This is a genomic window from uncultured Treponema sp. (assembly GCF_945873775.1).
GTDB lineage: Bacteria > Spirochaetota > Spirochaetia > Treponematales > Treponemataceae > Treponema_D.
In genome coordinates this window covers 70045-91354 of record NZ_CAMCEC010000009.1, presented here as the reverse complement: position 1 = coordinate 91354, position 21310 = coordinate 70045, and the positions used below count along the sequence as shown (strand labels likewise).

17 protein-coding genes and 1 pseudogene are annotated in these 21310 nt (G+C 38.4%); 8 read left to right on the top strand and 10 right to left on the bottom strand.

Features of this window, described 5'->3' with window-relative positions; all coding sequences use genetic code 11:
• Positions 1–5: 5 nt before the first annotated feature.
• From Q0N70_RS06430 to Q0N70_RS06395, 8 genes are all read left to right on the top strand, one after another.
• Entirely contained in the window at positions 6–449 is a 444-nt protein-coding gene (locus tag Q0N70_RS06430) for a hypothetical protein (RefSeq protein ID WP_294015086.1), read from the top strand.
• Positions 450–543: 94 nt separating this feature from the next.
• On the top strand, positions 544–1527 hold the full coding sequence (locus Q0N70_RS06425) for a bifunctional oligoribonuclease/PAP phosphatase NrnA (protein ID WP_294015084.1): 984 nt from the start codon (positions 544–546) through the stop codon (positions 1525–1527).
• Between the two features lie 420 nt (positions 1528–1947).
• Positions 1948–2862 carry a hypothetical protein gene (locus tag Q0N70_RS06420; RefSeq protein ID WP_294015082.1) on the top strand — a complete coding sequence of 305 codons (915 nt, stop codon included), beginning with the start codon at positions 1948–1950 and terminating at the stop codon, positions 2860–2862.
• A gap of 50 nt (positions 2863–2912) precedes the next feature.
• Positions 2913–3569, top strand: coding sequence for an RdgB/HAM1 family non-canonical purine NTP pyrophosphatase (gene rdgB / locus Q0N70_RS06415; RefSeq protein ID WP_294015080.1), 657 nt, complete (start codon positions 2913–2915; stop codon positions 3567–3569).
• A complete protein-coding gene (gene yidC, locus Q0N70_RS06410; RefSeq protein ID WP_294015078.1) occupies positions 3562–6246 on the top strand; it encodes a membrane protein insertase YidC in 2685 nt (894 codons plus the stop codon). Before rdgB ends, yidC begins: the two co-directional genes overlap by 8 nt.
• A gap of 16 nt (positions 6247–6262) precedes the next feature.
• The gene (locus Q0N70_RS06405; RefSeq protein ID WP_294015077.1) at positions 6263–7294 is read left to right on the top strand and encodes a glycosyltransferase family 1 protein; all 1032 of its coding nucleotides are present in this window, start codon (positions 6263–6265) and stop codon (positions 7292–7294) included.
• 59 nt (positions 7295–7353) lie between these two features.
• Positions 7354–8793, top strand: a complete 1440-nt coding sequence (wbaP, locus tag Q0N70_RS06400) for an undecaprenyl-phosphate galactose phosphotransferase WbaP (RefSeq protein WP_294015075.1) — start codon at positions 7354–7356, stop codon at positions 8791–8793.
• Between the two features lie 3 nt (positions 8794–8796).
• Positions 8797–10416: a hypothetical protein gene (locus Q0N70_RS06395; RefSeq protein ID WP_294015072.1), complete on the top strand. Its 1620-nt coding sequence runs from the start codon at positions 8797–8799 to the stop codon at positions 10414–10416.
• A gap of 1 nt (position 10417) precedes the next feature.
• Here Q0N70_RS06395 and Q0N70_RS06390 read toward each other — a convergent pair whose 3' ends face one another.
• From Q0N70_RS06390 to Q0N70_RS06345, 10 genes and pseudogenes are all read right to left on the bottom strand, one after another.
• Positions 10418–11533: a hypothetical protein gene (locus Q0N70_RS06390; protein ID WP_294015070.1), complete on the bottom strand. Its 1116-nt coding sequence runs from the start codon at positions 11531–11533 to the stop codon at positions 10418–10420.
• Positions 11534–11537: 4 nt separating this feature from the next.
• Entirely contained in the window at positions 11538–12635 is a 1098-nt protein-coding gene (ispG, locus tag Q0N70_RS06385; protein ID WP_294015068.1) for a flavodoxin-dependent (E)-4-hydroxy-3-methylbut-2-enyl-diphosphate synthase, read from the bottom strand.
• Between the two features lie 110 nt (positions 12636–12745).
• Positions 12746–13168, bottom strand: coding sequence for a V-type ATP synthase subunit K (locus Q0N70_RS06380; RefSeq protein ID WP_294015066.1), 423 nt, complete (start codon positions 13166–13168; stop codon positions 12746–12748).
• A gap of 72 nt (positions 13169–13240) precedes the next feature.
• Complete coding sequence (locus tag Q0N70_RS06375) at positions 13241–15172, bottom strand: ATPase (protein ID WP_294015064.1); 1932 nt, start codon at positions 15170–15172, stop codon at positions 13241–13243.
• Positions 15172–15783 carry a V-type ATP synthase subunit D gene (locus Q0N70_RS06370; RefSeq protein WP_273466703.1) on the bottom strand — a complete coding sequence of 204 codons (612 nt, stop codon included), beginning with the start codon at positions 15781–15783 and terminating at the stop codon, positions 15172–15174. Before Q0N70_RS06370 ends, Q0N70_RS06375 begins: the two co-directional genes overlap by 1 nt.
• A 24-nt stretch (positions 15784–15807) precedes the next feature.
• Positions 15808–17103: a V-type ATP synthase subunit B gene (locus Q0N70_RS06365; protein ID WP_294015060.1), complete on the bottom strand. Its 1296-nt coding sequence runs from the start codon at positions 17101–17103 to the stop codon at positions 15808–15810.
• Complete coding sequence (locus Q0N70_RS06360; protein ID WP_294015057.1) at positions 17103–18872, bottom strand: V-type ATP synthase subunit A; 1770 nt, start codon at positions 18870–18872, stop codon at positions 17103–17105. The genes Q0N70_RS06365 and Q0N70_RS06360 overlap by 1 nt, the downstream gene beginning before the upstream one ends.
• On the bottom strand, positions 18869–19417 hold the full coding sequence (locus tag Q0N70_RS06355) for a DUF2764 family protein (protein WP_294015055.1): 549 nt from the start codon (positions 19415–19417) through the stop codon (positions 18869–18871). The genes Q0N70_RS06360 and Q0N70_RS06355 overlap by 4 nt, the downstream gene beginning before the upstream one ends.
• Positions 19418–19539: 122 nt before the next feature.
• Positions 19540–20154: pseudogene (locus Q0N70_RS06350) on the bottom strand (V-type ATP synthase subunit E); the annotation flags it as partial.
• Between the two features lie 35 nt (positions 20155–20189).
• Positions 20190–21230 carry an aldose epimerase family protein gene (locus Q0N70_RS06345; protein ID WP_294015053.1) on the bottom strand — a complete coding sequence of 347 codons (1041 nt, stop codon included), beginning with the start codon at positions 21228–21230 and terminating at the stop codon, positions 20190–20192.
• Between the last annotated feature and the right edge of the window lie 80 nt (positions 21231–21310).

Below are 21310 nucleotides of genomic sequence, written 5' to 3'. Positions count from 1 at the left end.
AATTCATGAAGAAATTTTTTGCCGTATCAGTTCTTGCACTTGCAATGATTTTGCCAGCAGTTTCACAGGAAAACAACGAGCAAGCAAAACAGCCTGTATGGAATCACGGAGACAATGTATCTACAATTTCTTACCAGAATGTAAGAATCTTCAAAATTTATGACCAGAAAGACGCTTATGTTGTGCTTTACGAAAAACAGGGCATAGACATCGGAACTGCGGTTCTTCCAAAAAAATGGTTCAAAAATGAGGACGGAGCTAGAAAACTTAACTTCAGAACTATGCCAAAAGGTCTTTCTCCATACATGACAGTAATAAGCCAGAACGGTGAATTCCTAAAAGTTTGGATTACAGCTCCTACAAACCGGTTCAATTCACTTTGGGCAATTGCTCCTAGCGGAATGCAGATTGACGGAACTGACGCAGACTCGCTTACTCTTGACTACTAGAAAAATTAATAAGTAGCAAAACACAATTTTTATTAAGGAGACTTGGTTCTGAAATTTTCAGGGTCAGGTCTTTTTTAATTTCAGGCAGGAAAATATGATTCTTATTTCAAAAGAGCAAATTTCAAAATTCAAAAGCTTTTTAGATTCACATGACAGTTTTATTATTGCAGGACACAAAGAGCCTGACGGAGACTGCATTTCAAGCTGCATAGGGCTTTCATTTATTCTGGATAAAATCAACAAACCTTACATAATGCTCAATGCAGGTCCTTTCAAAAGAAACGAAATAAAAAAATTCGCGCCAAAATTCAAAAATGCCCTGCCCTTCATGACTCAGGACGAAAGAAATTCATGCGGACTTATAATCGCGGACTGCTCGGAACTTTCAAGACTTGGCGATATTGACGGGGATTTAAAAGGATTCAGCACATTCATAATTGACCACCACAAAACAGCGGATGTAAAAAATTCAGATAATATAATAGATCCAACTTCCCCGGCGGCATCTTGTCTTGTCCAGCAGCTTTTTGAATCGCTTGTCGGAAAACCTTCAAAAGAACAGGCGGATATTTTCTTCTTTGGAATGGCAACCGACACAGGATTTTTCAAGTATCTTACAGAAGACAGTTCGGAAGTCTTCAAGGGAACTGCAAGGCTTGTGGAATCCGGCGCAAATCCAAGGAAAATTTATCAGGAAATGACAGGCGGAAAGCAGTGGAACACAAGAAAGCTTCTGGGAATTATGCTAGACCACGCGGAACGTCATTTCAACGGAAAACTTGTTGTAACTTTCGAAACAATGGACGACACAAGAAAATTCGGACAGGACGGACGAGACAGCGACGCTTTTTATGCTCTAATGCTTGAAGTTGAAAACGTTGAAGCTGTTTTATTCATTCGACAAGAAACAGAATTTTCATGCACACTTGGCTTGCGTTCAAAGGAAAAATGCGATGTTAGCGCAATCGCTTCTAAATTCGGCGGCGGCGGACACAAAAATGCTGCCGGAGCAAGCACAGAAGGCAAAATTGAAACATTGCTTCCTTTAATCTTAAAAGAATTCGCAAAAGTCCTTTAATCAATCTTCCACAAAATTATAAAGCACAAGAAAAAGCTTCCAGAAATGGAGGCTTTTTTGTTAGTTTTTCTGCAATCTTTTTTTATCAAATAACAGAAAATAACAAAAATCCTGTTATATTTTGAAAAAGCTTACAGCCGCCAGTTATTTTTTCAGCTATAAAATATCAAAAAAATCAAAGAAAACACACAAATTCCATGCAATTTCACTTGGCATAAGTCTTGCTGTTTTTATTTCACACAATCATTTTTTACAGGAGAGTGCAATAAAAACCTTGACTAAGATAGCGTCAAAGTTTTTATTCACAAGTTTGCGTCGCAAACTTCCTTATCTACTGCATATTCTCATTTCATTGCGGATATGCTTAAAAAGCCAAATCGGAAATTGAAATTTCCTCATTGACTTTTTACAGGAGAAATTATGAGTGAAAAAACTACGGCAGAAGCAAGAAAAATTTGGAAGGATTTCAGCGAGAAAAAGACAAGCGAAGAGGAAACAAAAAATTTGCTTTTGGAATTCATGTTCAGGCGAAAATTTGAGCTGGGACTTGCAAGCATGAGCGAAGATGATTTTTCGGATTTTCTTGTTTACATGGCGGAACATTTTGTCCACATATTAAAAAAGTATAATCCTGAAATAAGCGATTTTTCAACTTACATTTACGGAGTTTTGCAGGCGTCAGCTTTATGGCGGAAAAAGAAGCAGTTTTTGGCAAACGAAAGAAAATCCTGCTGCGAAACCTTAGTTGTTGAAGAATCAAGTTTAGTTCTTGAAAATGAAGAAATTTACTTTGAAAACGAAATGACAACAGAAGAACTTTTTAAAGTTGCAAAGAAAAATCTTGAATATTCGGCAGGCTCAAGACATTCCGAAAGAAAAGCAAAAATCAGCGAGAGTTTTACAAAAGAGCTTTGCCTTGTCCTCGCATTAAAATCTTGCTTCAGCATTACGGATCCGCTTGTTGAAAAAGTTTCCGCAGCAACAGGATGCAGCAAGGAAAAACTTAGAAAAATGATCATGAGCGCAAAGGAATCAATTGAAAAAAAGGAAATGCGGTTTCAGAATTTATTTAAAAAACGAAATTTTGCATACTTTTATAGAAAGAAATTTTCAATGCAAAAACAACGGGAAGCGCAAAAAGAGTCAGGCTGCACTGAACAGGAGCTGCAAAAATTCAATTCGCATGACCAAAGATGGCGCAAATCGATTGAAGAGCTTTCAAGGCAAATTCCTGTTCCCACAAACATAACGGTTGGCAAACTTCTTTCAATGAGCCCGCGCCACGTTGCTTCACTTGTTTCAAAGGCAAAGGAGATTTTTAGCGGCGATGAATAGAAATCCGTCATTCTCTCGACAACAAGCATTTAAAATGCTATTCTTTTGGAATGAAAATTTATCTTGCAACCGGAAATTTAAATAAAAAACGTGAAGTATCGGAGCTTTTTCCAGAGCATACAATTGTAATTCCAAAGGACGAGGGAATTGACTTTGATCCAGAAGAAACCGGCTCGACATTTTACGAGAACAGCCTTATAAAAGCAAAAGCATTGTGGGAAATTGTTCACTCCCCTGTTCTTGCCGATGATTCTGGAATTTGCGCAGATGCCCTGAACGGAGCTCCAGGAATTTATTCTTCGCGTTATGCAGGTCCGGATTTTATGTGCGGAAAACCTGACGGAAAAAAAATTCCGCAGGAAGAACAAAATAAATTTTTAATTCAGCAGATAACGGATTCAATTTCCTCTGGAAAATTTCAAAAGCGGACTGCGCATTACACTTGCTCAATGGTTCTTTACATGAGAAACGACAGGCTTTTTGTTGTGCAGGAAACAATGGAAGGCGAAATTGTCGGAAAAATTGAAGATGCAAGAGGAACAGGCGGATTCGGATATGACCCGATTTTCTATCTTCCTGAGCTCGGAAAAACTGCCGCGGAACTTACAGCTGAACAAAAAAATGCAATAAGCCACCGCGGAAAAGCTTCACGCCTAATAAAAAAAATAGCAGAAGAAATTCTTTGCGACGAGGGAAAAAATGCTTAACGCTCTTTTTAATATAATAATTGCTCCGATTATACAGATTCTTGAATTTTTTTTCACACTTTTCTTTGAAATAACAAATAATCACGGACTTGCAGTAATAGGACTTAGCATTGTTGTTACACTTTGCACGCTTCCGCTTTATATGGTTGCAGAGCAATGGCAGGAAAAAGAACGCGAAATTCAGGAAAAACTAAAGCCCGGCACAAAAAGAATCAAGAAATTTTTCAAAGGCGATGAGCAGTACATGATTCTTACAACTTTTTACAAGCAGAATCACTACCATCCGCTTATGGCGCTGCGCTCTTCATTCAGCCTTTTGATTCAGATTCCTTTTTTTATATCTGCTTACACATTTCTTTCTCATCTTGAAGCACTGAAAGGCGTTTCATTTTTATTTATAAAAGATTTTGGAAATCCAGACGCGACTTTTAAGATTGGTTCTTTCTATATAAATGTCCTGCCAATCGCAATGACATTAATAAATTGCATTTCCGGCGCGCTTTATTCAAAAGGCCATGGAATCAATGAAAAAATACAGATTTTTGGATGCGCGGCGGTTTTTCTTTTGCTGCTTTACAATTCTCCGGCGGGACTTGTTGTCTACTGGACAATGAATAATATTTTTTCACTCGTAAAAAATATTTTCTATAAACTTAAAAATCCTAAAAAAGTTCTTTATACAATATTGTGCATCACGGCATTTTTGCTTTTTATTTCAACTGCGACAATCTTAAGAAAAATCAAAGTTGAGTTCAGAATTCTTGTTGCTGTTTTTGCTCTTTGTCTTCCAGTTATTCCTTTTGTAGTAAAAAAAGCTTCTGACATTCTTGAAAGAAAATTTTCTATTCTTGACAAAAACAAAAAGCTAAGATTTTCACTTTTTATTTTATCAGCAATTTTGCTGGCGTTTCTTGCAGGACTTCAAATTCCTTCCACACTTATGGAAAGCGAGCCGGAACAATATTGCTATGTTGACAACTACAAATCGCCCTTTGTATTTTTGTTCAATACTTTTTTTCAGGCGGCGGGACTTTTCTTGTTTTGGCCGGCTTGTTTTTACGCGCTTTTTTCAGCAAAAATAAAAAAATCATTTGCTCTGATTTTTCCAATCATGGCATTCGTTGCACTTTTAAATACTTTTGCATTTTCAGGAAGCTACGGACCTATTCTGCCTGAATGTATTTTTATGCAGCCGCAGCTTTTTAAGCCGACTTTACTTTCGTTCCTGCTGAACATTGCGGCAATTGCAGGAATCATTGCGGCAATTTTTATAATTGTAAATAAGCAGGCTAAAATAATCAGCTATTGCGCCGCCATTGTAGTTGCTGCTCTTTTTATGAATTCATTTTCGAACTGCATAAAAATAAATAAAGAATTCAAAAAAATGCAGCCGCCGTCAATAAAAACTGAAATTGAGCCAGTCTATCATCTTTCGAAAACAGGAAAAAATGTCATTGTAATCATGCAGGACAGACTTTTCATGCCTTTCGTTGAGCCTTGTTTTGAAGAAAAGCCTATTTTCAGAGAAAAATTTGACGGATTCACTTTTTATAAAAATGCAGTTTCGTTTGGAAGATACACAATGATTGGAACTCCTGGAATTTTTGGAGGCTACAGTTTTACGCCTTACGAAATGAACCAGAGAACAAATGAATCTTTGCAGGAAAAGCACAACCAGGCGCTTTTGACGCTTCCTGTTGTTTTTCATGAAGCAGGCTTTAGCACAACAGTTTCTGGACTTCCGTACGAAAATTACCTTGAGTATCCGATTGAAAATATGTACAAGGGCTATGAATATGTAAAGCGCGCGGAAACAAGAGGCGCATACTCCGACCTTTGGTATCAGCAGCACGGAATTCAAAAAGTTCAGTTTCTTGCAAAAGACATAAAGCGGAATTTTATTTGGTTCAGCATTTTCAAAATGGTTTCGCCAGTTTTTAGACGGACTGTTTATCATAACAAATACTGGACATCTTTTGACTCTTACAACGACGGACTGCCTCGCTTTGTAGACAATTATTCAGAACTTGACTATCTTCCACAGCTTACAGACGCAACTTCAGATAAAAACAGCTTTATAATGATTGACAATGAAACTGTGCACGAATCAATTTTGCTAGACTATCCAGATTATGTTCCAACAGGAAATGAAGCCACAAAATTCGGTCCTGGAAAATATGCAAAACACGATCACTTTACAACAATGATGGCTGTTTTCAATACGTATGAAAAATTCTTTGACTATTTAAAATCCATTGGAGTTTATGACAACACAAGAATTATAATTGTTTCTGACCATGGAACAACAGCGCAAGTTCCAGAACTGCAAAATGAAAGCGGCTCAAAACTGAAGAAGCAGAACGTTGTTGCGACTTTGCTCGTAAAAGATTTTTATGCGCATGGTCCGGTAAAAGAAGACATGACTTTTATGACAAATGCCGACACGCCATATCTTGCAACAAAAGACATTGTGGGGGGGGCAAAAAATCCATTTACAGGCTTTCCGTTCCTTGTAGAAGACAAAGCTCCATTTGTAAAAATTCAAATTGCAAAGGCACAAAGCACACGCATAAGAAAACAGACTTCTTTCCCAGTTCCAAAAGACGAATGGTTCACAGTTCACGACAACATTTTTGTAAAAGAAAACTGGGCGCCATTGTTCAGCAGCGAACAGTAATTTTTGGGTGAAGCAAATGAAAATTGCAGTTGACTGCCGCATGAGCGGAAAAAGCGGAATAGGAACTTTTTTAGACGAAATTCTTCCATATTTAAAAAGCAGCGGAAATGAATTGTTTCTGTTCGGAAATCAAGAAGGAGAGCCTTGCAATGTAAAAACTTTTTCGCTGAAGGAAATGTTCTTTTTTCCGAAAGAGCTTTTAAAAAAAATAAATTCGTGCGATGTTTATTTTTCTCCATACTGCAATATTCCAGGCGGAATAAAAATTCCAGTTTTTTCAACAATCCATGACATTGTTTTTCTCGATGTAAAAGGACTCTGCGGAAAAGCCGGAATCATTGCAAGAAAATTTTTCTACAAACGCGCAATAAAAAAATCCAAAGAAATTTTTACAGTTTCAAATTTCAGCAAGGAAAGAATTGAAAAAGTTCTAAAATGCAAGAAAAAAATTGCGGTTGTCTATAACGGGCTTCCAAGTTATATGGAAAAAAAATGTCCGAACGTTCAAAAAGATAATTCTATAATTTTTATCGGAAACATAAAAAAGCACAAAGGACTTTCCGTTTTGCTTGAAGCTTTTGAAAAATTCTATCAGCTTGAAAACAATTCACAAAAGCCAAAACTTTTAATTGTAGGCTCGCAGGATAATTTCAGAACAAAAGACAATAGCATTTCAGAAAAAATAAGCGAGATAAACGCCAAATTTCCAAATTCAATTGAATTCACTGGATTTGTTGAAAATGAAAAACTGCTGCTGCTTTTAAGCCGGACAAAATTTTTGGTGCAGCCATCGCTTTATGAAGGATTTGGAATTCCGCCGTTGCAAGCCCTTTATTGCGGAACAAAAGCCGTTATTTCAGACATTCCAGTTTTCAAAGAAATTTACGAAGGATTTCCAGTTGTGTTTTTTCAAAGCGGAAACAGCAGCGATTTATGTGAAAAAATGCTAAAAACTTTTTGCGATGACAGTCCGCTTGGAGAAATACCTGAAAAATATTCCTATAAAAAAACAGCGTCTTTGATTTTAAGTGAAATAACTAGAAAATAATGCGTTTTTATGTGTAACAATAGACAATTTCGCTTTTTTCCTTTATATTGGATAGACTTATGATTTCTAGTATCAACGCAGAAGAATTAGAAAAATACTTAAAATCTCAATACAAGCATACAAGTTCATTTGTTTCCGGCATTTCACTTGCTTTTATAGATGAATTGCTATTTATGCTTTCAATTTGCATCGGATTTTTTATTGTAAATGCGGTTGATCCTGCCTGCATAAATTTCAGATCTTTTTTGAAATATTCAGTTTTTTTGCCAGCTGTTTTTATTGTTTTTTATTTGAATGGACTTTACCCTGGAATTCTTTTAGCTCCTGAAGATGAAGTAAGAAGATTTTCACTTTCATCGTTTTTCATTCTTATTGGAGAAGCGTTTGCGCTCACAACTATAAAATCCACCAAAGACCTTATTCCGATTGCAGTGGCGCTTGTGCTTTCATGGCCATTTGCGACAATTTTGCTTCCGCTTGGAAGAGAACTAAGCCGAAGATTTTTTGCAAAATTCTCATGGTGGGGAGTTCCTGCGGTTGTCTATAACAAAGATGACAGGGCAAACCTAATCGTAGATCGGCTTTTGAAAAAAAAATATCTTGGCTACAGACCGATTCTTATTGTAACGGATTCTGTCATTCATAAAGATGAATTCCTTGGAATAAAAATTGTCGAGCAGTCCGCTGAAATTTCAGCAATTTTAAAGAAAATCAACATAAAAGTTGGAATTCTATGCGGATTCAATAAAAATCTTGAAGAGCTTCAGACAAACTACAGATATTTAATCCGCGTGCCAAGAGAACAGCTGAACACGACAATGTCTTTGCACATGAAAGATTTCGGCGGAATTCTTGCGTTCTCTTCAACAAACTATCTTACAAAAAAGAGCTCGTTGTTTTTAAAAAGGGCAATCGATATTCTTGCCTGCATCTGCGTTGCGCCCATTTTGATTCCACTCACATTAATTATAGCAATTGCAATAAAAATAAGTTCGCCGGGACCAGTTTTCTATGGACACAAAAGAGTTGGAAAAAATCATTCTGTTTTAAAATGCTGGAAATTCCGATCAATGTGCATCGATGCAGACAAAAAGCTAAAAGAAATTCTTGAAAATGATCCGGTAAGAGCCGCTGAATGGGAAAAAGACAGAAAATTCACAGACGATCCGCGTGTAACAAAACTTGGAAAATTTCTTAGAAAAACCAGCCTTGATGAAATTCCGCAGCTTTGGAACATTTTCGTTGGTGAAATGTCCTTGGTCGGTCCGCGTCCAGTTACAGAGCCTGAGCTAGTAAAGTATGGAAAATATTCAGACTATGTGCTTTCTGTAAAGCCAGGATTAAGCGGAATGTGGCAGATTTCCGGACGAAGCGACACAGGCTATGAAGAAAGAATAAATTTAGACACTTATTATATTCAAAACTGGTCTGTGTGGCTTGATATTTGGATTTTGATAAAAACAGTTGGAGTTGTTATAAAAGGCAAAGGAGCCTATTGATCTATGCTGAAAAATTTAAAAAAAACACTTGTCTTAGTTGTGCTTTCTTGCGCAGCAGCAGTTTTTGCACAGGAAGAATTTTTTCAAGTTAAAAAAGTTGACTTTATTTCAAAAGGAAAAACAAAAGAGTCAGCATTAAAAAGAAACATTACAGATATAAACTATAAAAAAATTTTCACTTCGCAGGAAGAGCTTGAAAAATATCTTCATGACATATATCAGGATATAGAAAACACAAGGCTTCTTACAGACATCGAATATTCATACGAAATAACGGAAACTACAGAAGACGGAATAAATCTTGTTGAAGCGCAATACACTTTTAAAGATTCACATTCAATGCTGATTTTTCCAAAGCCATCTTTAGACACGAACTCAGGAATAGAAATCAAACTCAAGCTCAAAGACAACAATTTTCTAGGACTTATGAATGATTTAAATGTTGATTTGAATTTGAACTTTGGAGATGACGATGAGCCTGATAATTATTCAAAAGTAACAACAGGATTCGGTTTTAGCTACGACTACCCTTTTGACATCGGAATTACAGAAAATACTTGGAGCAATTCTTTTGATTTCAACTGGGTAATAGGCGAAGAAGCTCCAGAATACGACTTCACAACAGGAATTGCAGTTGTTGTTCCAATTGGCATGCATAAAATCAAATTTGAGTTTTCACAATCAATAATAAAAAATCTTGACTATGAAAAATACGATGATGACCTTTACTTTGTAGAAGACGCGACAATTTCTGTTCCTTTTTCAATTGGCTATATAGGGAACACAACAGAAGTTACTTACACGCCTTCTATAAACTTTACACACAACTGGGACAGAAACGGAATCAGCAAAAGCAACGATGATTTGTACCAAACTCCAATGATAAAGCCGGGACAGACAATAAGTTTCAGCAATATAAACTGGGTAGGCGTAAACAACTTTAGAACTGGATATTCATTTTCTGCGTCTCAATACATGGGCTGGGACATAACGGCAGATACAATCGATGAAAAGGTAGTTCCATCAGTTGAAGCAAATTTACAATTGTTTAAAAGCTTCAAATATATTGGTTTTGCAATCAACGCAAACGGATTTGCAGGATACAACACAAAATTTTCAATCGGCGAATATTTAAGAGGCGCACCAGATAAACAGGAATTCGATGACTACGAAGTTGATGCGGACAACTACGCGCTAAAAACTCCAGCTGCGATAGTTTTCAACTTTGATATGCCAATACACATTGTTACCGTCCGCTGGCTTGACTGGAGCTATGCATTGTTCGGAAGCTATGACACAAAGCCAAAAGTCGTAAAAGCAATTGCATTTTTGCCACATAAAATTTTCAAGTACCTGAACTTTGAGTTTCAGCTAAGTCCGTTCTTTGATGCGGCATTGATAAAAAACAGAGGCACTGGCTCGAACTTGAACTACAAAGAAGGAATTTACACAGGCGGGCTTGAAGCTCTTGTTTACCCTGAAAAATGGAAAAGCTTTGTCGTTCGCGCAAGCCTTGGTGTAGACCTTTCTAAAAAGATTCTCAACGGCCACATGGACTTTGACAGCTCATGGAGAAAGGGAAAAGCTTGGGAAGCATACTTTGGCTTAGGACTTCAATTCTAATTCAATTTTCAGTTTTTACAATTTTTTCTGAAGCATAAGACTTCCAGTATTCAACTGGCGTTGCTTCTGAAAGAGACACAAAAAGGGAACGTGAAAAAATTATTCTTCCAGAATTAGCGGCGGATTCAGCAAGGTCGCAGAACAGTTCCCACACGCCGTTTTTTATACCCCACTCCACAATGTCGCTGTAGCTGGAAGATTCCGCAAGAAGCGTCTTAAAGTTTGAATATTTAAAACCGTTTATTCTCTGCATTAAAACAGATTCAATTTTTGTTACAGCCAGAATTCCGGCAAACGCATTAAATTTCAACGCTTTATCATTTTCAGCTTCTGACATATAAAGTTTTCCAAGATTAACAAATGCTTTTAACCCACTTGCATCTTCCGCACGGTACAAAAGAAAAAATTTTTCAAGGCTGTCAGAAGAATCAGAATTAATAATATGAAGAAGCGCATCCATATAGCCGGAATTTGTAAAAACAGAATCATCGCTTGCAATTGCAAGAAGATATTTTTCATAGTCGTCTTTGTTTTCCAAGTCATAAGAAAGCTCGGCAAGTTCATAAAGCAAATCGTACTTTTCCATTGGAATGTCAAGATTCACAGAATAATCATAAGCTTCTTTCATATAATTCAAGGCAACAGAATACTCACCTTCAAGCTTATAAATTTTTCCAATAAGAAAATCAGCCTCTGGATAATGCGAATAGACTGAAAGAAACTCGATTAGCTTTGAATAGCTTCCGTTGAAAAAATCCGCGCCATGCTTTTCAATATGCATTGAAACAATTTTTAAAGCTTCTGTAAATTTCAACTCATTTAAAACCTGAGAAACACGTTCAAGAGAATCTCCTGCTCGACGAACTCTTGAGTTTTTCAGAGTTTCATCAAGAATATAAGTTTGCCATTGAGCATTTTGAGAACGGACAACTTTTGCCTGATCTGCAAATTTTACAGCAGTACCAAAATCATTTTTTTCAAAAGAATCTTTTGCCTTTTGCAAAGCCCTCCATTCTTCCTGCCCTTTTTGAGGTTTTCTAGGCGCGGCAAAAACATCAAAGCAAAAAAACAATATAAACGAAAAAACGGCAAAAAATTTTATAGCAAACTTTCTCATTGAATTAAAGATTCTCCAAGACCTTTTTAAATTCTATATCGGCATCTTTTTCATCAATTGTTTGCACTATTTTTCCTTTTTTGAAAATTATGCATTTTCCGCCGCCGCCAGCAATTCCCAAATCTGCGTGCTTGCCTTCACCGGGACCATTCACAATGCAGCCCATTACAGCAACTGTAATATTTTTATCAAGAGAAAGCAACTTGTTCTGCCAGCGTTCCATAAAGCCATGAACATCAAAACCCAGACGACCGCATCTAGGACAACTTATAAGGGTAACGCCGCCAGTTCTAAGTCCGCATTCATGCAGAATTTCCCTTCCTGCAATAACTTCATTTTCTGGGGAAGAAGAAAGGCTTACGCGGATTGTAGAGCCAATGCCTTCATTCAAAAGGCGGGAAAAAGCCAGCGTAGATTTTACAACGCCAGTAATTAAAGGCCCCGCTTCTGTTACGCCGATGTGCAAAGGAATATCTGACTGACGCGCAAAAGCCTCATTCGCCTCGATTGTTTCCTGAACGCTCGAAGCCTTCATGCTGACTGCAAAATTTTCAAATTTAAGCGAGTCAAAAACTTCAGTTTCTCTTAATGCAGTTTCAGCCAAAGCCTGCGCCCTTGTAATTTCGGAATTCTCAACTTTTTTTTCCAAATCTTTTGGCAAAGAACCAGTGTTTACGCCAATTCTTATAGCCGCGCCTTTTTCTTTGCAAGCCTCTACAACAGCTTTTGTTCTTTCAAAATTTCCTATATTTCCAGGATTGATTCTAATTACAGAAACATTGCCTTTCAAGCACTCCAATGCAAGCCTATAGTCAAAGTGAATATCAGCAACAAGCGGAACATCTGTGTTCTCGGCAATTTTGCACAAAGAATGCGCGCTTTCTATATCGGGAACAGCAAAACGAACAATGTCGCACCCAAGAGATTTCAAACTGTTAATACGCTCTATAATTGAATTAAGACGTGTGTTGTCAATTTCAGTTATCGACTCTTTCCACATTGTCTGGACTGTAACAGGATTTTTTCCGCCGATATATATTTTTTTGATTCCATTATTTCCACCGATTTGAATTACACGCGGAGTTTTAAATTTTTCTTTCATGGAATATATTATATCATATTGAAGAATTGTATAAAAGCATTTTATTTTTACAAAAAAAAACCCGGAAGCAAAAAAGCCCCGGGCATTTTAATTTTACAGAATGAAAAATTCTAGCAAACAATCATTCCGAATACCATAGAGAACAAAGCGATTGTTTCGCAAAGACCTACAACCATAATGTACTGCGCAAATCCTTTTCCAGTTTCCGCCAAAGCATCAGAACCAGCAGCACCGGCTTTTCCCTGAGCAACAGCAGACATACACATTGAAAGACCGCAAGCAATTCCAAGTCCAAGAAGAAACAACGGATCTGCAGCAGAAGTTCTCATTGTGTTCATAAGAAGGAAGCCGTAAATTGTCTGTGTAAGCGGAGCACCTGCAAAAACAACCAAAAGGAAAGGAGCAGGCTTGTTATTCAAGTAGCATCTTTTCCAAGCACCAATTGCTCCCTGACCTGCAATTCCAATACCGATTGCGCTTCCAATAGCAGCAATTCCCATTACAACACCAGCACCAATCATTCCCCAGTTCATAAATACTCCTTTACGCAAATTTGCGTTGTTAATCTAATTTTTTAGGCAGAAATTTCCGCCGTAATTCAAATTTTATTTTTCCTCACGGAACGGAGAATATTTTGTTCCGCTCCATGACATTCCAAGATGCTGACTGAATTCAAGTGTATTCAGACGCACACCATGAACAATAACAGACAAAAGGTTCAGCACAATATTCAGTCCATGTCCAAAGCACAAAAGAATAACGCCAAAACCAACCATAATCAGTTTGCCAAGCATAGGTCCAGCCATTGTATTTATTGTACTGCTTATAGCCGCGCCAGCAAGTGCAACAGCCCACAAGCGTATATAAGAAACAATGTCGCTGAAAACATTTACAATTCCTAAAAGCACGCTGATAATATTCTTTAGACTTTCAAAAATCGAATCTTTAATACTTCCGTCATAATTTGAAAATATAAAATTCAATGCAAATCCAAAGAAAAGCACACCAAGCGCAACATAAGGAATAGGAAGCCAGCCGATTCCAAAGAAGTACAAAGTCTCTTCTGTAATTCCAAGCGGATATTTTACAGCATCAACAACCATATCCATAACAACATAGTACATTCCCCAAAGCTCAAGTAAAGAGCCAAACTCGCCAAGACACTTCAAGGATTTCCTATAACGAAGAATTCCTTTTATATGGGCAATGCTAAGCTGAACAATAGCAAGGATAAAACAGAAAATCTGCTGGTTAGTGTTAGAAACATCAGCTCCAACTTTTGCAGGTGAAATCGGCGCAAAAGACAAATCCACCATCCATTTTGGAAGCCTTGCTGAATCTATTCCGAACCAAGTGCAAGTCAAAACTCCCCAGCACATTGTACTGAATCCGAGCAAAAAGACAAGCACATTTACGGAAGAAAACGCCTTTCCATTTTTTGCGCCTTTAGCCATAAGTCCAAGAGCCAGCACGCAGATTAATGCTCCATATCCTGCATCCCCAAAAATCATTGCAAAGAAAATGCATAAGAAAAGCAAGAACCAGCCTGAAATATCATACTCATGGTAGCCCGGCGTAACGTCAAGAAAGTTAGTAAGCGGATAAATAAGTTCCACAAGCTTATTGTTCTTTAACTTTGTCGGAACCGGATCATCATCCGCAGGATCTGAAGCCACAAATGCCCAGCCGTTTTCTGCGCATACAGCTTTGAAGCCTTTCATTGAGTCAACTGGAACATATCCTGTAAGCCAAGCAAGTTTCGTTTCCTCGCCATCAGAATTTTCATTTGAAGATTCTGATTCCATGCCGCTGTATAAATTTTCAAATTCAATATCAGAGGCAAGCTGCTTTTTATAATCAATCAAAGCAGTGCGGAATTTTTTCTCTGCAAAAATCTTCTTATCGATGGATTCAATTTCATGCTCGTCATCAACAATGTTTTTCTTCATCTGGCGAGTAGAATATTCAGGCAGAGGAACAGCATAAGCTTCAGCCGGAAGACCTGCAGGACGCCCTTCAAGTTCTGTTTCAGATTTTAGCAAAAACCTAGAAACTTTGTTCAATGAATTAACAAGAACAGTTTCGCAATCTTCGCCAATCAACTGGTACTTTTCAGAAGGAATTTCATACATATATAGGAAAATTCCTTTTTCTGCAAAAGCCTTAAATTCCTCAGGATCTATGTCGCCCCATTTTTCAAGCCGGGCAAGTTCATTTTTATTCTGGGAAATCAAATCAAAAAGCGTTTTTTTTCTGTCGCTTAAAGATATTATTTCCTTTGCTTTTTCCCGCGCTGAATCTTTGCCAAGTTTTTCCTGAATTAAAGCAGGAGCTTTTTTTGACTCTTTTATTTCATCAAGAATAGAAATAGCCTTGTCAGTTTCCGCGGCAGATTCCCTGTAAGCAGAAAGCGCCGGACTAGAGCCTTCCACAGCTTCCAAATGCAAAACTCCAGCTTTTCTGAGCTGCTTTAAAGAAGCCTTTCTTGTTGAATCAAGAATAACCAAAGAGACTTTTTTCATCTGCACAATAGCCATTATTCAGCCTCCTTAGCATCAGCCTGAAGTTTTTTCTTGGAAATTTTTGAGCGTACAACCGCATTAACCTGCTCGTCCCCAAGAAAAATTCCTATGCGTTTGATATTAGCTTTTGTTTCAGGAATTTTTACTTTTTCAAACAGATTTACGCGTTGAGTTGTTGTGCGAAGTTCTTTTGCAAGAAGTCTTACCTGCTCATCCAAAACTTCCGCTTCCAAATCAAGTTCAAGTGCTTTTTCCATTCTGTCCGCAGCCATATCAATCCAAAGAGGAGTCGAATAAAGGTTATAGTCGCCACGTCCGAAATCTGCGCCTTCATAAACAGGAATCTTTACACCGGCAATGTTGCCCCAGCCTTTTTTGATATTTTTTACAGTAACCATATCAGGCTTAAAGGCATCTTTTTCACCGAAAACCGAAATCCATTTTTCAAAATCCTCTTCCAAAGCCTTTTTTTCAGCCCGGACAGATTTTGCTTTTTCGTCTATGGCGCGGATTTCTGACTGCAGCTGCTGCTTTTTGAGCGTAAGAGTCGGAAGATAACGCTGATACATTTTAAGCGCATCTTTTTGAGTCTTTTGCTCGTTTTTAGTCAGTTTTAATTTTGCCATAAAATAAATCCTTAATATTCAGGCTTAGTTTTTTGGCCAGAACTGCTCTATCAATTCAGACTTTAAGCCAGTTTCAGCCTTGTCAAAACATTCCGCAAGAATTTTCCATCCATTGTCCAAGGCTTCTTCAAGAGGAATATTTACTGTAAGATCCATCATCTCTGATTCAAAAAGCTCTCCGTACTTTAAAAGCTTTTCGTCCCAAGAACTCATAATAAATCCCATTGATTTTTTTTCAAGAGTATCTTTGTACTGGGAATAAAGACGAATCATCGCATCCATAAGAGAACGGTGATCCTTACGTGTTTTGCTGTTAACCTGCTGCTTTAAGCGGGAAAGAGAACCAAAAGGCTCAATGTGTCCGCCCTTAAGATAATACTGACCTTCTGTAATATATCCAGTGTTATCAGGAACTGGATGAGTAACGTCATCGCCAGGCATCGTTGTAACAGCAAGAACTGTGATAGAGCCGGAATCAGCAAAGTCAACAGCTTTTTCATAGCGGCTGGCAAGCTGAGAATACAAATCTCCCGGATAACCGCGGTTAGAAGGAACTTGCTCCTGAGTAATTGCGATTTCCTTCATTGAATCAGCGAAGTTTGTCATGTCTGTAAGAAGAACAAGAACATCTTTTCCCTGAAGCGCAAACTGCTCGGCAACAGCAAGCGAAAGATCTGGAATTTTAATACATTCTACAGTCGGGTCAGCAGCGGTGTGAACAAACATTACAGTTTTGCTCAATGCGCCGCCTTCTTCCAATGTCTTTTTGAAGTAAAGATAGTCATCATACTTCAAGCCCATTCCGCCAAGAACAATAACATCTGCCTGAGCCTGCATAGCAATACGAGCCAAAAGCTGGTTGTAAGGCTCGCCGGAAATTGAGAAAATCGGAATCTTCTGGCTGACAACCAAAGTATTGAAAACATCAATCATCGGAATGTTCGTGCGCATCATTCTGTTTGGATTAATGCGTTTTGCAGGGTTTACAGAAGGACCGCCGATTGCAACAAGATTTTCAGTCAACGCAGGACCGTGGTCTCTTGGCTCTGCTGAACCGTTGAAAATACGTCCAAGCAAATTTTCGCTGAAGGAAACACGCATTTCGTGTCCCAAAAAGCGAATCTGATCATTTGTAGCAACACCGCGTCCGCCAGCAAAAACCTGCAACGAAACAGTTTCGCCGTCAATTTTGTTTACTTCAGCAAGGGACTTTCCAAATCTTGTGTTTATTTCAGCAAGCTCATTAAGTTTTACGCCTTTTGCTTTTACAGTAATAACGCTTCCGTTTATGCTTTCAATTTTGCTATATACTTTATTCATTATTCACCGTCCTTGAGAAGCTTCTTTGCCTCGTCAGATACCTGCGCATTTTTTGAAGCCAAAGTGCTTTCTATGACTTTTTCAGCCTTTGTAAAATCAGAGCTCTTGAATTCTTTATAGTTCATATCAATGAAATTTTGGCGCAAAGTGTTGAAGAAATTACGGGCATCATCTTTTTCTTCAAAGTCAAAATCCGAGCCAAGAATTTCAACAATCTTATTGAAAACATATTTCTGGCGTTCTACAGAAGACGCGCCTTCAATTTCATCAAAGCTATCCTGCTGCATATAAACGGCATCAAGGAATTCGCTCTTCAAGTAAATAACAAAGTCTGAAAGGCTTGTTCCTTCTTCACCGACAACTTTCATCATCTGATTGACTTCTGCGCCTCTTTTATAAACATTGCGCGCAAACTCAACAAGATTGTGTCCAATTGTAGACTTGTACTTTGACCAAGAATCAAGCGGATCAATAGAAGGATAACGGCGCGCATCAGAACGTTCGCGGCTAAGACCATGGAATGCGCCAACAACTTTCAAAGTTGCCTGAGTTACAGGCTCTTCAAAGTTTCCGCCGGCAGGAGAAACCGTTCCGCCGATTGTAACAGAACCAATGTTTCCATCGCGGAGCTTTACAATTCCTGCGCGTTCATAGAAAGAAGCAATTGTTGATTCCAAATATGCAGGGAACGCTTCTTCACCAGGAATTTCCTCCAAGCGGCCGGACATTTCACGCATAGCCTGCGCCCATCTTGAAGTAGAATCAGCAAGAAGAAGAACATTAAGTCCCATCTGACGGTAATATTCTGCAAGAGTAACGCCTGTGTAGCACGAAGCTTCGCGCGAAGCAACCGGCATAGAAGATGTATTGCAGATTATGATTGTGCGCTCCATAAGAGAACGGCCTGTGCGAGGGTCTTTAAGTTCTGGGAATTCTGTAAGAGTTTCTACAACTTCACCAGCGCGTTCTCCACAAGCTGCGATAATTACAATGTCAACATCGGCATTGCGGCTTGTTGTATGCTGAAGAACAGTTTTTCCAGCTCCAAACGGACCAGGAATACAATATGTTCCGCCTTTTGCAACAGGGAAAAATGTATCAATCAGGCGGACTTTAGTAACCATCGGCTCATCAGGGCTAAGACGCTCTGCATAGCAATTTACAGCGCGTTTTACAGGCCATTTAAAGCTCATGCTGATATTTACAGATTTTCCTTTTTCATCAGCGAGAGTTGCAATAGTATCGTGAATTTTATATTCGCCTGCTTTTGCAATTTTTTTGATTGTGTAAGTTCCAAGGAATCCAAAAGGAACAAGGATTTTGTGGGTAAAAGGTCCTTCTGGAACAGTTCCAATGCTGTCTCCTGAAAAAACCTTGTCGCCTTCTTTTGCAGTAGGAGTGAATTCCCACTTTTTATTTTCATCAAGAGCAGGAAGATAAACGCCGCGCTCAAGAAAGTATCCAGATTTTTCAGCAAGAAGAGGAAGCGGATTCTGCAATCCATCATAAACCTGACCTAAAAGACCAGGACCAACTTCAACGCTAAGCAAATCTCCAGTAAATTCTACAGAACAATCTGTTGAAATACCATTTGTCATTTCATAAATCTGCATCTGCGCTGTATTTCCGCGGATACGGATTACCTCTCCCTTCAGGCTCTTTCCGCCAACTTTAACGTAGCCTACTTCGTTGAGAGATACCTTTCCATCGAATTCAACAGAAACCATGTTTCCGTTGACAGCAACAACTTTGCCTTTTGTATCAGTCATTTCTTTTCTCCAAGAATTTCATCATAAATTTTGTGGTAAGAAGCCAAGCCTTCATCCTTGTTAAACTTCTTCATCCGCTCGGCAAGCATCAGCTTCAGTCCATAGCTATAAACCGCATCAGCTGAAAAATTGTCCATGGGCGCAATCCGATCCAAAATTCCAAGACGGTACTGATTAAGATACTGTTCCGCCGCCAAAGGGCTGTCCATTCCAGTAGCAGTCCGCGCAGCCTGAATAGATTCGCCATCAATTGCAGAAGGAAGATCCTTTACATCTTTCTTCATTTTTAAGGCTCTGATTTGAGCCAATGCAAGGCGAAGGCATCTCTCTTTTTCATACCATTCATCAAGGAAAACTGAACCAGTCGAAACAGGCTCAACAGGAGGTTCCAGCGTAAGTTTTTCAGCAAGCTTCGCAGATTTTTCAGACATAAAACGGCTGCACAAATCCTTGAAATATCCAACTGTAAGCGGAAGTTTTTGAGAACTGTCATCATTTACAGAAATTGCCGGAAGCTGGGCAACCAAATAATAGAGATGTTCCACTATTTTGTTTCCTTTGTAGTTTTTGCACGTGATTTTGCCGCTGGCTTTGCAGCAGTTTTCTTAGCTTTTGAAGCCGCCGATTTCTTTTCTTCTACAACAGCAGGCTTTGGCTCTTCCTCTGCAATTCCTGCAGCCGCCTTTTTCATAATTTCTGTTGTTTTTGGATTCAAATATGCGCTGAACAAAGCCGCAACTTCTTCCGCGCTGAAATCATAAAATGCAGAGCCATTTTTTGAGCCAATTCTAAAACCTGCAGAAAGGGAAGCATCGCTTTTTATCACAAGCCCTTTTGAAATTTTTGCTTTTAATGCGGTTTTCAAGCTTGTTTCAAGAGCTTTTAAATCCTTTGCAGGCAAAAGAACTGAAACATCATCAGCATCTGGATTGGCAGACCAAGCTTTTACAGTTTCAGGAATCAATTTCTTGAGCAAATCCTTGTCCATTGCTTTTTCTGTTTCGGAATTTACAATAGCAAAAAGCTCTTTATTTATTCCATCGCGGAATGAAATTATAAGATTTCGTCCAGCCTGTGCAATAGCATCTTCGCTGGCTTTTTCCATGCGCTCAGTTTCAGCTTTTGCAGTTTTTATTATGCTGTCAGCCTTAACTTCAGCATCGCTTACAATTGAAGCGGCTTTTTTTTCCGCATCGGCAATAATCTTGCGGGCGGCAGTTTCAGCACTGGAAACACCGTCTTTTTTGATTTTTTCGATTAATTCCTGTAATTGAATGTCCATCACAACCTCTTTATATTTTTCTTAATTGCTGAAAACTAAAAACCAAATTTATAAACCGTAGTTTCGTGGTACGGTTTTTCTGGAGTTACTATGCAGCTTGGGAAATTTTCATGGTTTGGAGAATCAGGATATGACTCTGTTTCCATGCAGACAGCATCATGGGCTTTTAGAGGATAGCCATTTTTTCCAAATCCATCAATGAAATTTGCTGTATAAATCTGGCATGCAGGCAATGTCGTTGAAACTGTCATTGTGCGTCCGCTAGCAGGATCCTTTAATACTGCAAATTCAACTAAGCTTCCATTATATGAATCTATGCAATAAGCGTGATCGTATCCAGAGCCAGTTTCTTTCATGTCTTTTCCGATGAGCTTTGGAACTCTAAAATCAAATGCTTTTTTTTCATCAACAGAGCAAAGGTTTCCAGATGGAATAAGATGCTCGTCAACTTCAACAAATTTAGAGCAATCCATCTTGAGTTCCAGATCTTCAATAGAACCGCCATCATAGCCTTTTAAATTGAAATAAGCATGATTTGTAAGATTTACTGGAGTCAGAGCATCAGTCTTGGCCGAATAATCCAAAGTAAGCTCGTTGTCTTCATTCAATGTGTAGGTGACTTTTATCTTCAGATTGCCTGGCATATTTTGCTCGCCAGCAGGACTTGTTCTTGAAAATTCAATTCCAAGACCTTTGTCAGTGCGGATTTTTTTTGCAGACCACAGTTTTTTTTCGTAGCGGTCGAATCCGCCATGAAGACAGTTTTCGCCATCGTTTTTATCAAGCTGGTAAGTTTTTCCATTAAGGGAAAAAGATGCGCCTCCAATTCTATTTGCAAAGCGCCCAACTACGGTTCCAAAACAACTTCCGCTAGAAGCATAGCCTTCCAAAGTTGAGCAGCCCAAAAGGACATCAACTTTTTTTCCGTCTTTTGCAGGTAAAAGGATGCTTGTAATTGTGCATCCATAATCTATTGCAGAAAAGCTCATAGAGCCATTTGAAACCGTGTACAAATGAACTTTTCTTCCATCATACAAAGTTCCAAATTTGACCTTTTTAAATTTCAAATTACTCATAAATAAAAATATACTCTGATTTTTTTCAAAGTTCAAGAAAAAAAAGCTGTTTTGGGAAAATATTTATTAAAACAAGTCCA

What these genes read in the sequence shown, in the direction of transcription:
- Q0N70_RS06405 (WP_294015077.1), top strand. Translation starts at nt 6,263, where the DNA reads ATGAAAATTGCAGTTGACTGCCGCATGAGCGGAAAAAGCGGAATAGGA.
- Q0N70_RS06430 (WP_294015086.1), top strand. Translation starts at nt 6, where the DNA reads ATGAAGAAATTTTTTGCCGTATCAGTTCTTGCACTTGCAATGATTTTG.
- Q0N70_RS06395 (WP_294015072.1), top strand. Translation starts at nt 8,797, where the DNA reads ATGCTGAAAAATTTAAAAAAAACACTTGTCTTAGTTGTGCTTTCTTGC.
- rdgB (WP_294015080.1), top strand. Translation starts at nt 2,913, where the DNA reads ATGAAAATTTATCTTGCAACCGGAAATTTAAATAAAAAACGTGAAGTA.
- Q0N70_RS06375 (WP_294015064.1), bottom strand. Translation starts at nt 15,172, where the DNA reads ATGGCTATTGTGCAGATGAAAAAAGTCTCTTTGGTTATTCTTGATTCA.
- Q0N70_RS06380 (WP_294015066.1), bottom strand. Translation starts at nt 13,168, where the DNA reads ATGAACTGGGGAATGATTGGTGCTGGTGTTGTAATGGGAATTGCTGCT.
- Q0N70_RS06365 (WP_294015060.1), bottom strand. Translation starts at nt 17,103, where the DNA reads ATGAATAAAGTATATAGCAAAATTGAAAGCATAAACGGAAGCGTTATT.
- wbaP (WP_294015075.1), top strand. Translation starts at nt 7,354, where the DNA reads ATGATTTCTAGTATCAACGCAGAAGAATTAGAAAAATACTTAAAATCT.
- Q0N70_RS06370 (WP_273466703.1), bottom strand. Translation starts at nt 15,783, where the DNA reads ATGGCAAAATTAAAACTGACTAAAAACGAGCAAAAGACTCAAAAAGAT.
- ispG (WP_294015068.1), bottom strand. Translation starts at nt 12,635, where the DNA reads ATGAAAGAAAAATTTAAAACTCCGCGTGTAATTCAAATCGGTGGAAAT.
- yidC (WP_294015078.1), top strand. Translation starts at nt 3,562, where the DNA reads ATGCTTAACGCTCTTTTTAATATAATAATTGCTCCGATTATACAGATT.
- Q0N70_RS06360 (WP_294015057.1), bottom strand. Translation starts at nt 18,872, where the DNA reads ATGACTGATACAAAAGGCAAAGTTGTTGCTGTCAACGGAAACATGGTT.
- Q0N70_RS06345 (WP_294015053.1), bottom strand. Translation starts at nt 21,230, where the DNA reads ATGAGTAATTTGAAATTTAAAAAGGTCAAATTTGGAACTTTGTATGAT.
- Q0N70_RS06420 (WP_294015082.1), top strand. Translation starts at nt 1,948, where the DNA reads ATGAGTGAAAAAACTACGGCAGAAGCAAGAAAAATTTGGAAGGATTTC.
- Q0N70_RS06390 (WP_294015070.1), bottom strand. Translation starts at nt 11,533, where the DNA reads ATGAGAAAGTTTGCTATAAAATTTTTTGCCGTTTTTTCGTTTATATTG.
- Q0N70_RS06425 (WP_294015084.1), top strand. Translation starts at nt 544, where the DNA reads ATGATTCTTATTTCAAAAGAGCAAATTTCAAAATTCAAAAGCTTTTTA.